Consider the following 12,917-nt stretch of genomic DNA (forward strand, 5'->3'; position numbering starts at 1 on the left):
GCGCTGGTCAGCGGACCCGGCCTCCTGGCGCTCGACGAGCCGCTCGGCGCGCTCGACGCGCTCACCCGCATCGGCATGCAGGACCTGATCGAGCGGATCTGGCGGGCGCAGGGCTTCACCGCGCTCCTCGTGACCCACGACGTCGCCGAAGCCGTGGCGATGGCCGACCGCATCCTCGTCGTCGACGAGGGCCGCATCGCCCTCGATCTGCGGGTCGACGTGCCCCGGCCGCGCCGCCGCGGCGATCCCGACCTGGCGCGGCTCGAAGGCCGCATCCTCGAGCACCTGCTCGGCACGCCCTCGGCGGCCTGAGCCGACACGGAGACCTTTCGATGACCGCCTCGACCGACGGAAAGACCGACGTCCTCTGGTTCCTGCCGACGCACGGCGACGGCCGCTATCTCGGCGCGTCTGAGGGCGCGCGCGACGTGTCGCTGAGCTATCTCCGCCAGATCGCGCAGGGCGCCGACGCCCTCGGCTATTACGGCGTGCTGCTGCCCACCGGCCGCTCCTGCGAGGATTCCTGGGTGATCGCCTCGGCACTCGCGCCGCTGACGCAGCGCCTGCGCTTCCTCGTCGCCGTGCGTCCCGGCCTGATGGAGCCCTCGGCGGCCGCCCGCATGGCCTCGACGCTCGACCGGATCTCCGATGGGCGCCTGCTGATCAACGTCGTCACGGGCGGCGATCCGGTGGAGCTGCGCGGCGACGGCGTGTTCCTCGACCACGACGCGCGCTACGCGGTGACCGACGAGTTCCTTCACATCTGGCGCGGCCTGATGGCCGGCGAGACCGTCTCGTTCACGGGCAAGCACCTCTCGGCGGAGAACGGCCGGCTGATCTTCCCGCCGGTGCAGAAGCCCTATCCGCCGCTCTACTTCGGCGGCTCGTCGCCGGCCGGCATCGACGTGGCGGCCGAGCATTGCGACGTCTACCTTACCTGGGGCGAGCCGCCGGCCGGCGTCGCCGAGAAGATCGCGACCGCGAAGGCGGCCGCGGAGGCGCGCGGCAAGACCTTCTCCTACGGCATCCGCCTGCACGTCATCGTCCGCGAGACCGAGGGCGAGGCGTGGGCGGCGGCCGACCGCCTGATCTCGAAGCTCGACGACGCCACGATCGCCAAAGCGCAGGCCACGCTGAAGCGCCAGGATTCGGTCGGGCAGAGCCGGATGATGGCGCTGCACGGCGGAAGCCGGGACAAGCTTCAGGTCTCGCCGAACCTCTGGGCCGGCGTCGGGCTGGTGCGCGGCGGTGCCGGCACGGCGCTGGTCGGCTCGGCCGACCAGGTCGCCGACCGGATGAAGGAGTACATCGATCTCGGGATCGACCGCTTCATCCTCTCCGGCTACCCGCATCTCGAGGAGGCCTACCGCTTCGCCGAGCTCGTCTTCCCGAAGCTGCCGCTGCGCGCCACCACCGGCATCGGCCCCTCGAACGCCCGCAACGACGGCCCGTTCGGCGAGGTGATGGCCAACGACATCGTGCCGACGCGGCAGGTCGCGGCGCACTGAGAACCACGCCGGGAGGGGCCGGATCGCAGCGTCTCCGGCCTTCTCAAGCTCACCGCGCCATGCTATCCGGCGCGGATTGCGGGTGTAGCTCAATGGTAGAGCAGCAGCCTTCCAAGCTGAATACCCGGGTTCGATTCCCGGTACCCGCTCCACCCCTTCTGTAGATCATGCCGACGGTCGCGACGCCTGCCATTTACGGTTCGGGCGCTACCAGGTGACTGCGTTGAAGCGCTCGATCAGGCGCGGGCCGTCCCAGACCTCGATCACCCGGCCTTCGGCGAGCGCGAGCGCCTGCGCGATGGCTTCGTCGTCGCCGAATGCTGGCAACGGGTGAAGGCTCTTCGCGCCGTCGCGGGCGGTGATGACCGCGTGATAGCGCGGACCTGCGGGGGACGCCCTGCGGCTGCGGGCGATCGCGACCGGCGCCTGCAAGGTCTCGTCCTGAATCGCCTCGCTCACGCCCGTATCCCGCTTCTCGACCATCCGATGTGTTCTTGCTCGCGCATGGCCATGGACGACATCGTGTCGATCCGCGTCCGCACCCGCGAGCGCCGGCCTCGGCACGATGGCTCCGCGGCGGAAGAGATCGACGCGCCAACCGCGACGTGTTCGAATGACGGGCGAGCGCAACCGTCACGCTAAGTTGCCGGCGCAAGACCGACACCAACATGGGTTAAATTCGCCGGGCGTTCCGGGTGCGCGCCAGTGACCCGGACGACGCCGAGCGAGCGGTCCCGCCCAAGCATCGCTACGGCGAGCGATGCGAGCGCCTTCGGGGCGCAGACGGGTTCGTGACGGGTCCGGCCACCGTGTCGAGCCCGATGACGAGCGGGATCGAGCGATCGCCGATCGAGCAACCGCCGGCGGGGCCATGGCGCTGCAAGCGGACGGCTCGATCCTGGCGTAGCGCCGTCGCGAATGGCTCAGCCGAACCGTATGATCCGATATTCGTGGAGGCAGGGTGGGTAGGGCGTCGGCGATCGGCGCTGCGTTGAGGACGCCGGCGCATCCCGATCTTTCGATCCTCGATCCGATACGGCTGCCGTCGGCAGTTCGCGCTCGACGAACGTCTGCTCGATGGAGGCATGCATCGCCTCCGCCGCGGGCGAGGGATCGACGACTGAAACGGGTATCGCGTGGAGAAAACTTGGGGCGTGGGGCACCGCCCGTCGCCCGGTTCTCGGGGGCGACGGACGGGTCCGGATTCAGGCGGCGGCGATGGTCGCCTTGACGATCTTGTCGGGCGAGCGCGGCGGCTCGCCCTTGTTGATCGTGTCGACCACGTCCATGCCTTCGACGACCTTGCCCCAGACGGTGTACTGCTTGTCCAGGAAGCGGGCGTCGTCGAAGCAGATGAAGAACTGCGAGTTCGCCGAGTGCGGGAAGTTGGTGCGCGCCATCGAGCAGGTGCCGCGGGTGTGCGGCTCGGCGTTGAACTCGGCGTTCAGGTCGGGAAGGTCGGAGCCGCCCGAGCCGGTGCCGGTGGGATCGCCGGTCTGCGCCATGAAGCCGTCGATGACGCGGTGGAACGGCACGCCGTCGTAGAAGCCCTGGCCGGCGAGCGTCTTGATGCGCTCGACGTGGTTCGGCGCGAGGTCGGAGCGCAGCGCGACGACGACGCGGCCCTTGGTGGTCTCGAGGACGAGGTTTTCGGTGTCGGCCATGTCGGTCTCCAGGTTGTTCAGGGCGGGGGCGCTGCGCCTGGCTGCGGCGCGGCGGGGTGATCGGTGGCCGTCATCCGGGTCGGTTCGCGGTGACCTTCCGGTAGACGAAACGTAGGGCGACGGGACGCCCGGCGATCGCTCGGCCGAGGCCGGGCGTGATCTGGGCCGGCAGGCAACGGTTCAATCCGTCGATCGTCGCATGCACCAGGGTCGGGCGCGTCTTCGGACCGACGCCCCTCGCATACGTGATCCGCGGCGGCCCGAGCAAGCTTCCGTCGCGCCGGAGCGACAGCCGCGCGGTGATCTCGACGTTCGACGCATCCTCGAGGATGGCGGGCGGGCGCCAGCACGCTGCGAGGGCGGGATAGAGCTCGGCCAGGGTGTTCGGGCGCGGAACCGGCTTCACCGCGAGCGGGACGACGATCGTCGCCCGCAACGTCTGCGGCAGGCTCAGCGGATAGCCGGGGCCTTCGCCGTCGAACGCGTAGCCGTAGAACGGCTGGGCGCCCGCGGCGGCGGGCACGAGGGCGACGAGGAGGGTCGCCGACGCGCGGCGCAGGCCCCGCATCGCCGCTTACTTGGCCTTCTCGGCCAGCTGCATCTTGACGATCTTGTCCGGGTTCTGGACCGCGCCGCCAGCGACGCCGGGCGCCGCCTTCTTGATCTTGTCGACGGCATCCATGCCGTCGGAGACGAGGCCGACCACGGTGTACTGGCCGTTCAGGAAGGAGGCATCGCCGAGACAGATGAAGAACTGCGAGTTGGCCGAGTTCGGATCTGACGAGCGCGCCATGCCGACGGTGCCGCGGCGGAACTGCGCCGAGGAGAACTCGGCCGGGATGTCGGGCAGGCTCGAGCCGCCGGTGCCGTTGCCCTTCGGGTCGCCGGTCTGGGCCATGAAGCCGTCCATCACCCGGTGGAACTTCAGGCCGTTGTAGAAGCCCTGGGCGATCAGAGTCTTGAGCTGCTTGACGTGCTTGGGCGCGATGTCCGGGCGCAGCTCGATCGTGACGCGGCCGTCCTTGGTGTCGAGGTAGACGGTGTTGGCGTCGGCGGCGCGGGCGGCGGAGGCCCCGAGCGTGAGGGAGAGCGCGAGCGCGAAAACGGCGTTGCGGCGGTTCATGGGGATCGTCTCCTTGAGAAGCGTTGGGGGCTCAGCTGCGGCTCGCGAAGCGGGCCGCGAGGCGTTCGGCCACTTGGGCCGGCACGAAGGGCGAGACGTTGCCGCCCATCGCGGCGATCTGCCGGACGAGCGTCGCGGTGATCGGGCGGACCTGGATCGAGGCCGGCAGGAACACGGTCTGGACTTCGGGCGCCATCGCGCCGTTCATGCCGGCAAGCTGCATCTCGTAGTCGAGATCGGTGCCGTCGCGCAGGCCGCGGATGAACAGGCTGGCGCCGCAGCGGCGCGCCGCCGTCACGGCGAGGTCGTCGAAGGTCGCGATCTCCAGCTCCGTCCCCTCGGCGGCGGCGAGCGGCGCGCAGGTCTCCGCGAGCAGCTCGGCCCGCGCCTCGGCGGAGAAGAGCGGGGCCTTGCCGGGATGGACGCCGATCGCGATCACGAGGCGCGGCACCAGCCGACAGGCTTGGCGGACGACGTCGAGATGGCCGTTGGTCACCGGATCGAAGGACCCGGCATAGAGCGCGGTGCGGTTCATGCCCGCAAGGCCCTAGAGGATTTTCGTGACGAACGGAACCGCCGGCCCCGGCGAATGGACCGCCGGCCGGAAACGCGAGAAAGGGCGGAAGCGCTTCCGCTCCCACCCTTCCGGTCGATCTCGATCGATCCGGGCTGCCCGCAGCCCGGCGCAGATCCTAGTACGTGCCGAACTTGTAGTTGATGCCGGCGCGGGCGAGGCTGCCCTCGGTCGAGAGGCGCGAGATGTAGCCGATGCCCGGCGTGCCGGCGGGGCCGACATTGGCGACGAAGAGGTTGCGGCTCCCCAGGTCGTAGCGGAGGTACTCGCCCTTGATCGTGACCGCGCTGGCGCGGAAGAAGTTCAGGAACGACTCGGTCGGCAGCGCGTACTCGATGCCGCCGCCGTAGGCGTAGCCGGTCTCCATGCTGGAGCGGCGGGCGGCGTAGGTCACCGGAGCGCCGGTCTGGAACGTGACGGACTGGGTCACGTCGCCGTAGGCGAAGCCGCCGGTGCCGTACACGAACACCCGATCGAAGGCGTAGCCGATGCGGCCGCGCACGGTGCCGAGGTAGTTCAGCTCGGTGCGGTAGCTGTTGGTCAGGACGTTGGGGTTGAAGGCCGGGTTGAAGATCGTCTCGGTGCGGCGGCGCTGCAGGTCGGTGTACTGCGCGTCGGCCTCGATGCCGACGACGATGCCGGAGCCCGGGGTGAACTGGTAGTTGTAGCCGATCTGACCGCCGCCGGTGAAGCCGTCCTGCGGCAGCGGCACGCTCGAGCGGCGCAGGCCGCGGTCGACGTTGAGCTGCAGCGCGCCGATGCCGGCGGTGCGGACGTTGTCGCGCTCGGAGAAGGCGTAGCCGGCATTCGCGCCGAGGTAGAAGCCGGTCCAGGTGAAGACCGGGACGGGCGTGAACACCGGCGGCGGGGCCCGGCGCGGAAGGTCGGCGGCGCCGGCTGAGGCGGCGAGGGTCGCCGAGGCGACGGCGGCGAGGGCGAAGGACTTCAGCACAGCGGCATCCGGGGTTGGGGACTGACGTTGCAGACCAGTAACCCCGCCGCCTCACCTTGAATATGACTTCGCGGCAACACTCGGAAACATCGTTAGTCCAGTCGCGACGATGCTTTCGTCAAATATATACGCTACGTTTATCCCGGAAAAATCATCCCACGCCGAGTATCATTTTTTCTAGCACGCGCGAAAAGCCGGTGCCGAAACCCTGCAGGACGGCTGGATCCGCCGCCCTGCAGGGCCTCCGCCTCACGCCGTCTCGTCGATGATCTCGCCGCCTTCGTCCTCGCCGGCGATGTGCTCGACGGAGACGACGCGCTCGTCCTTGGCGGTGTCGAACACGGTCACGCCCTGCGAGGCGCGGCCGACGACGCGGATGTCGTCCACCGGCACGCGGATGAGCTGGCCGGCATTGGTCACCAGCATGATCTGGTCCGCCGCCTCGACCGGGAAGGAGGCGACGAGGTTGCCGTTGCGGGGGTTGACCTCCATCGCCTTGATGCCCTTTCCGCCGCGTCCCGAGGTCCGGTACTCGAACGACGAGGTCCGCTTGCCGTAGCCGCGCTCGGCCAGCGTCAGAACGAACTGCTGGTTGGCGCCCATCTCGGCGTAGCGCTCCTGCGACAGCAGCGGCGCATCGGTGGCAGCCTCCTCGGCATCGGCGTCGCCGGCCTCGGGTGCGGTGTCGCCGATGACGGCGCGCTGCATCTTCAGGAAGCCGACGCGCTCCTCGGGCGTCGCGTCGAAGCTGTTGAGGATCGTCATCGAGATGACGCGATCGCCCTTGCCGAGGCTGATGCCGCGGACGCCGGTGGAATCGCGGCCCTTGAAGACGCGGACGTCCTCGACGGGGAAGCGGATGCACTGGCCGAGCGCGGTGGTCAGCAGCACGTTCTGCTCGGGGCGGCAGATCTCGACGTGGACGATGTGGTCGCCCGGATCGAGCTTCATCGCGATCTTGCCGTTGCGGTTCACCTGCACGAAGTCGGACAGCTTGTTGCGCCGGACGCCGCCGGACGCGGTCGCGAACATCACGTCCAGCGTGTCCCAGGACGATTCGTCCTCGGGCAGCGGCATGATCGTGGTGATGCGCTCGGCCTGGTCCTGCAGCTGCAGAATGTTGACGAGCGCCTTGCCGCGGGCGTTCGGCGCCGCCATCGGCAGGCGCCAGACCTTCTCCTTGTAGGCCTGGCCCTGGCTGGAGAAGAACAGCACCGGCGTATGCGTGCTCGCCACGAACAGGCGGGTGACGAAATCCTCCTCGCGGGTGGACATGCCGGAGCGGCCCTTGCCGCCGCGGCGCTGGGCCCGATAGGTCGAGAGCGGCACGCGCTTGACGTAGCCGGCATGGGACACGGTGACGACCATGTCCTCGCGCTGGATCAGGTCCTCGTCGTCGACGCTCGAATCGTAGTCGAGGATCACCGTCCGCCGCGGAGTCGCGAACTGGGTCCGCACCTCGGCGAACTCGTCCTTGACGATGGTCTGGATGCGCTGGCGCGAGCGCAGGATGTCGAGGTAGTCGGCGATCTCGTCGGCGAGCGACTTCAGCTCGTCGCCGACCTCGTCGCGGCCGAGCGCGGTCAGGCGCTGCAGGCGCAGGTCGAGGATCGCGCGGGCCTGCACCTCCGAGAGGCGGTAGGTGCCGTCGTCCGCCACCCGGTGGCGCGGGTCGTCGACCAGGGCGATCAGCGGGGCGATGTCGTGGGCCGGCCAGTCGCGGGCCATCAGCGCCTCGCGCGCCGAGTTCGGGTCGGGCGAGGTGCGGATCAGCCGGATCACCTCGTCGATGTTGGCGACCGCGATCGCGAGGCCGCACAGCACGTGGGCGCGCTCGCGCGCCTTGTTCAGCAAGAACTTGGTGCGGCGGGAGACGACCTCCTCGCGGAAGTCGATGAAGGCCTGGAGCAGGTCCTTCAGGTTCATCAGCTCGGGGCGGCCGCCGTTCAGCGCCACCATGTTGCAGCCGAACGAGGATTGCAGCGGCGTGAAGCGGTAGAGCTGGTTCAGCACCACCTCCGCCATCGCGTCGCGCTTGATCTCGACGACGATGCGCATGCCGTCGCGATCGGACTCGTCGCGCAGGTCCGAGATGCCCTCGACGCGCTTCTCCTTGACCAGCTCGGCGATCTTCTCGACCAGCGTGGCCTTGTTCACCTGGTACGGGATCTCGGTGAAGATCAGCGCCTCGCGCTCCTTGCGAAGCTCCTCGACGTGGGACTTCGCCCGCATGATGATCGAGCCGCGGCCGGTGGCGTAGGCCTGGCGCGTGCCGGCGCGGCCGAGGATCGCCCCGCCGGTCGGGAAATCCGGGCCGGGCACGATCTCGGTGAGCTGCTCGATCGTCAGGCCCGGATCGTCGATCAGCGCGATGCAGGCGTCGATCAGCTCGCCGAGATTGTGCGGCGGGATGTTGGTCGCCATGCCGACGGCGATGCCGCCGGCGCCGTTGACGAGCAGGTTCGGGAACCGCGCCGGCAGGACCGACGGCTCCTCGCGCGACTCGTCGTAGTTCGGCTGGAAGTCGACGGTGTTCTTGTCGATGTCGGCGAGCAGCGCGGTCGCCGGCTTGGCGAGCCGCGATTCGGTGTAGCGCATCGCCGCCGCGGGATCGCCGTCGACCGAGCCGAAGTTGCCCTGGCCGTCGATGAGCATCAGCCGCATCGAGAAGTCCTGCGCCATGCGGACCAAGGCGTCGTAGATCGATTGGTCGCCGTGCGGGTGGTAGAGACCGATCACGTCGCCGACGATGCGGGCCGACTTGACGTATTTGCGCTCCGGCAGGTGCCCGCTCTCGTAGGCGGCGAACAGGATGCGCCGGTGCACCGGCTTGAGGCCGTCGCGCGCATCCGGCAGCGCCCGGCTCACGATCACGCTCATCGCGTAGTCGAGGTAGGACCGGCGCATCTCGTCGGTGATGGAGACGGGCTTGATGTCGCTGGCGGGCGGCGGCGTGCCGGCCCCTGTCTCGTCGTTGTCGGCCAAGGGCTTTTATCCGTGTGGCGAAGGCCCCGCGTCCGGGGCCGTTGTCAGGTGCATCCCACGCCGAAGCGCCGCACGCGGCGCGACGTGGGGGAAGACGAATGATATCAGACGGCCAATTATTCCTCCCGTCGCACCGGCGCAAGCACCCGATCCCGGCGCGTCCGCCGCCTTTTTCGCGACCGCGAGCGACGCCTGCAACCGCAGGATCCCCGCGCGTTCCCGCCTTGCGCTGGCTCCGGCCAAGCTCGCGCCCGAATGCCGCCGCGCGATCGGCAGGGTTTGGGTGCGGTGCGGGGAACAACAGCTGGGCCGACCGCTTCTGTGACAGACGTGGCTGTTCACGCCCGGCACCGTTCCGGGGATCGCCCCCGCGCGATCCGGACCGACCCGTGAGCCCCGAACGATGAGGATGGTGGCCCGATGCGGCGCACGCACAACATGGCCTTCGGCGCCGAGATCGCGGACCAAGGCGTCCGCTTCGCGCTCTGGGCCCCGACGGCACGGGACGTCGTGCTGGTGGTCGACGGGACGGATCACGCGCTTCCGGATGCCGGCGAGGGCTGGCGCCGAACGACCGTCCCCGGGGTCGCGGCCGGCGCCCGCTACGGCTTCCGCGTCGACGGCGACCTCGTGGTGCCCGATCCCGCCTCGCGCTTCCAGCCGGACGACGTGTCGGGCCTGTCCGAGGTGATCGACCCGGCCGCCTTCGCCTGGAGCGACGACGCGTGGAAGGGCCGGCCGTTCGAGGAGGCGGTGATCTACGAGACGCATGTCGGCACCGCGACGCCGGAGGGCACCTATGCCGGGCTGCAGAAGCGGCTGGCCGACCTGAAGGCGCTCGGCGTCACCGCCATCGAGCTGCTGCCGCTCGCCGACTTCAAGGGCACCCGCAATTGGGGCTACGACGGGGTGCTGCCCTACGCGCCGGACGCCGCCTACGGCCGTCCCAACGACCTCAAGCGCCTGATCGACGCCGCGCACGGGCTCGGGCTGATGGTCTACCTCGACGCGGTCTACAACCACTTCGGGCCGGCCGGGAACTATCTCCACGCCTACGCCAAAACCTTCTTCACCGAGCGGCACCAGACCCCGTGGGGCGCGGGCATCAACTTCGACGGCAAGGAGAGCGGCCACACCGTGCGGCAGTTCTTCATCCAGAACACGCTGTACTGGCTCGAGGAATACCATTTCGACGGCATCCGCTTCGACGCCGTCCACGCGATCCTCGACGATTCGCCGACGCACTTCCTGGCCGAGCTCGGCGAGACGGTCCGCGCGGCCTTCCCCGATCGCCAGATCCATCTCATGCTCGAAAACGAGGCCAACCAGGCCAAGTGGCTCGAGCGCGACGGCTCGGGCAAGCCGCTCCAGCACGACGCCCAGTGGGCCGACGACCTGCACCATTGCTGGCACGTGCTGCTGACGGGCGAGGATTCCGGCTACTACGAGAGCTTCAGCGACAAGCCGGTCGAGCGGCTGGCGCGCTGCCTGTCGGAGGGGTTCGCCTATCAGGGCGAGCCGTTCAAGACGCTGGGCGACCATCCGCGCGGCGAGCCCTCGGCCCACCTGCCGCCGACCGCGTTCGTGACGTTCCTGCAGAACCACGACCAGGTCGGCAACCGCGCGCTCGGCGAGCGCCTGAGTGAGCTCGCCGATCCGAAGAAGCTCGATCTGGCGCGCGCCGGGCTCCTGCTCAGCCCGCAGATTCCGATGCTGTGGATGGGCGAGGAATGGTCGGCCTCGACGCCGTTCCTGTTCTTCGTCGATTTCGCGCCGGACGCGGAGCTGAACAAGGCCGTCCGGGAAGGGCGCCGCAAGGAGTTCAAGAGCTTCGCGGCCTTCGCCGACGACACGTCGGTGATCCCGGATCCGACCGAGGCCGAGACCTTCGAAGCGTCGAAGCTCGACTGGTCCGAGCGCGAGCGCTCGCCGCACCGGGAGGTGCTGGCCGAGACCACCCGGCTCTTGGCCCTGCGCCGGGACGTGGTGGTGCCGCTCGCCAAGTCCGGCTATCGCAACGCAAAGGCGATCCTTCCCCGCGCCGACGTGGTCGACTGCACCTGGTCCTACGCGGGCGGGACCCTGCGGTTCGTCGCCAATGTCGGCGATGCGCCGTTCTCCGTCGAGGCCGGCGACGACACGCCGGTCTGGACCAATGCGCCGGACCGCACCGGTGCGTCTCTGCCCGCCTGGACGGGTGTATTTCTGACGAAAGCGGCCCGATGAGCATTGCACTGCAACGCCTTGCCGACCTCGCAGGCATCGCCGACGGCTACGTCGACGCCTTCGGCAAGCCGGTCGAGACCGCGCTCGAAGTCCGCCGCGGCATGCTCGCGGCGCTCGGCTTCGCGGTCGGCACCGACGAGGAGATCGCCCGGAGCCTCGGCGAGGTCGAGGCCCTGCGCAACGGCCTGATCCCGCCGCTGCTGCCGGTCGAGGCGCGCCGCGCGGTGCGCGTTCCGGTTCGCGGGGAGGGGACGGCGGTCTGGCGCATCGTCGACGAGCGCGGCAACGCCCGCGAGGGCCGGGCAACCCTGTCCAGCGATACCGCCGGGTTCGAGCTGCCGCCGCTGACCCCGGGCTACCATCACCTCGCCGTCACCCTCGGCGACCGGACTGCGGAAGCCTGGATCATTTCGGCGCCGCAGCGCTGCTGGCGTCCGCGCGCCTATGCCGACGAGGGCGCCAGCGATTGGGGTCTCGCGGCCCAGCTCTACGGCCTGCGCTCCGACACCAACCTCGGGATCGGCACTTATGCCGACGCGGGTCAGGCGGCGCGCGATGCGGGCCTGCGCGGCGCATCGTTTCTCGGCCTGAGCCCGGTGCACGCCCTGTTTGCCGCCGACCGGACCAAGATCTCGCCCTACTCGCCGTCCTCGCGCCTGTTCCTCGACACGCTGTTCATCGCGCCGACGAGCATGCCGAGCTTCGTCGGCTCGCGGGCGGAAAGGCGTCTCGCCGAGATGGCGCCCCGCGTCGAAGCGTTGCGCGCCGCCGCCCTGGTCGACCATCAGGGCGTGTGGGACGTGCTCTCGCCGGTGCTGCAGGACTTCTGGGCGGAGTCGGATGCGAGCCGGGGCGCGGATGCGGGCTTCACGGCCTTCCGGGAGGAGGGCGGCGAGGATCTTCAATCGCACGCCACGTTCGAGGCCTTGTCCGAGCACTTCAAGGGGCGGGGCGCCCAGTGGCTCGGCGACTGGCCGGAGGAATTCCGGCGCGCCGGAACGGACGCCGTCGCGGCCTTCGCCGACGAGCACCGCGACGCGGTGTCGTATCACGCCTGGCTCCAGTACCTCGCCGACCGGCAGCTCGCAGACGCCTCCGAGCGGGCGCTCGCGACCGGCATGCGCATCGGCCTCTACCGCGACCTCGCCGTCGGCGCAGACCGTGGCGGCTCGGAGATCTGGTCGCATCCCGAGCGCTTCGCCGACCGCGTCTCGATCGGCGCACCGCCGGACCTGCTCGCGCCCAAGGGCCAGGATTGGGGACTGCCGGCCTTCGATCCGCTCGAGATGGAGCGCGACGGGCTCGCCGCCTTCCGGGCGCTGGTGCGCGCCAACATGCGCCATGCCGGCGCGATCCGCATCGACCACGCCTTCCAGCTCGCCCGCCTGTTCCTGATCCCGCTCGGCGGCGGCGCGAAGGACGGCGCCTACGTGGCGATGCCGTTCGAGCCGATGATCGCGGTGCTGCGCCTGGAGAGCCATCGCAACAAGTGCCTCGTCATCGCCGAGGATCTCGGCACCGCGCCGGAGGGCTTCTCGGACGCGCTGATGCAGGCTGGCATCCTCAGCTACCGGATCTTGGCGTTCGAGCGTGAGCAGGACGGGCGGTTCAAGGCGCCCGAGGCCTATCCCCGCGACGCGCTGACCGCGATCACCACGCACGACCTGCCGACCTTCGTCGGCTGGTGGCGCGGGGTCGACACCGACACGCGCCAGTCCCTCGGCCTCTACGACGCCGAGCGGGCCGAGGCGGAGCGCAACGAGCGCGTCACCGAGCGCCGGCCCGAGCAGGGCTGTGAGCGATGAACTACGCCTATGAGATCCGCCGACAGGCGGAGGTGGCCCCGCGCGCCGCGTTGCCGGCCGTCGCTTCCGCAATGTGGAAG

At 69.8% G+C, this 12,917-nt stretch carries 9 protein-coding genes, 1 tRNA gene and 2 pseudogenes; 5 read left to right on the forward strand and 7 right to left on the reverse strand.

The genetic code is table 11. From position 1 onward, the window contains the following. The 3 genes and pseudogenes from FV223_RS09300 to FV223_RS09310 form a co-directional block, all read left to right on the forward strand. Positions 1–312, forward strand: a pseudogene (locus FV223_RS09300) (ABC transporter ATP-binding protein); the annotation flags it as partial. A gap of 20 nt (positions 313–332) precedes the next feature. After that, positions 333–1,508, forward strand: a complete 1,176-nt coding sequence (gene ssuD, locus FV223_RS09305) for an FMNH2-dependent alkanesulfonate monooxygenase (protein ID WP_147726638.1) — start codon at positions 333–335, stop codon at positions 1,506–1,508. 78 nt (positions 1,509–1,586) lie between these two features. Continuing rightward, a tRNA-Gly gene (locus tag FV223_RS09310) sits at positions 1,587–1,660 on the forward strand. 55 nt (positions 1,661–1,715) lie between these two features. Here FV223_RS09310 and FV223_RS09315 read toward each other — a convergent pair. The 7 genes from FV223_RS09315 to gyrA form a co-directional block, all read right to left on the reverse strand. Then, positions 1,716–1,991 carry a hypothetical protein gene (locus FV223_RS09315; protein WP_147726640.1) on the reverse strand — a complete coding sequence of 92 codons (276 nt, stop codon included), beginning with the start codon at positions 1,989–1,991 and terminating at the stop codon, positions 1,716–1,718. Positions 1,992–2,713: 722 nt separating this feature from the next. Next, on the reverse strand, positions 2,714–3,172 hold the full coding sequence (locus tag FV223_RS09320; RefSeq protein WP_147726642.1) for a peptidylprolyl isomerase: 459 nt from the start codon (positions 3,170–3,172) through the stop codon (positions 2,714–2,716). A 70-nt stretch (positions 3,173–3,242) separates the two neighbouring features. Beyond that, a complete protein-coding gene (locus FV223_RS09325; protein ID WP_147726644.1) occupies positions 3,243–3,740 on the reverse strand; it encodes a hypothetical protein in 498 nt (165 codons plus the stop codon). A gap of 6 nt (positions 3,741–3,746) precedes the next feature. Next, positions 3,747–4,295, reverse strand: a complete 549-nt coding sequence (locus tag FV223_RS09330) for a peptidylprolyl isomerase (protein WP_147726645.1) — start codon at positions 4,293–4,295, stop codon at positions 3,747–3,749. Positions 4,296–4,326: 31 nt separating this feature from the next. After that, a complete protein-coding gene (gene coaD / locus FV223_RS09335; RefSeq protein WP_147726647.1) occupies positions 4,327–4,830 on the reverse strand; it encodes a pantetheine-phosphate adenylyltransferase in 504 nt (167 codons plus the stop codon). Between the two features lie 157 nt (positions 4,831–4,987). Beyond that, positions 4,988–5,821: a porin family protein gene (locus tag FV223_RS09340; RefSeq protein ID WP_147726649.1), complete on the reverse strand. Its 834-nt coding sequence runs from the start codon at positions 5,819–5,821 to the stop codon at positions 4,988–4,990. Between the two features lie 249 nt (positions 5,822–6,070). Beyond that, positions 6,071–8,806, reverse strand: coding sequence for a DNA gyrase subunit A (gene gyrA, locus FV223_RS09345; protein ID WP_147726650.1), 2,736 nt, complete (start codon positions 8,804–8,806; stop codon positions 6,071–6,073). Positions 8,807–9,226: 420 nt separating this feature from the next. Between gyrA and treZ the strand changes: the two genes are divergently transcribed. Both treZ and malQ read left to right on the forward strand, forming a co-directional pair. Then, positions 9,227–11,032, forward strand: a complete 1,806-nt coding sequence (gene treZ, locus FV223_RS09350; RefSeq protein ID WP_147726652.1) for a malto-oligosyltrehalose trehalohydrolase — start codon at positions 9,227–9,229, stop codon at positions 11,030–11,032. After that, positions 11,029–12,810: pseudogene (malQ, locus tag FV223_RS09355) on the forward strand (4-alpha-glucanotransferase); the annotation flags it as partial. The gene treZ and the pseudogene malQ, both read left to right, overlap by 4 nt. Positions 12,811–12,917: the final 107 nt, after the last annotated feature.

Source organism: Methylobacterium sp. WL116, assembly GCF_008039455.1.
Lineage (GTDB): Bacteria > Pseudomonadota > Alphaproteobacteria > Rhizobiales > Beijerinckiaceae > Methylobacterium.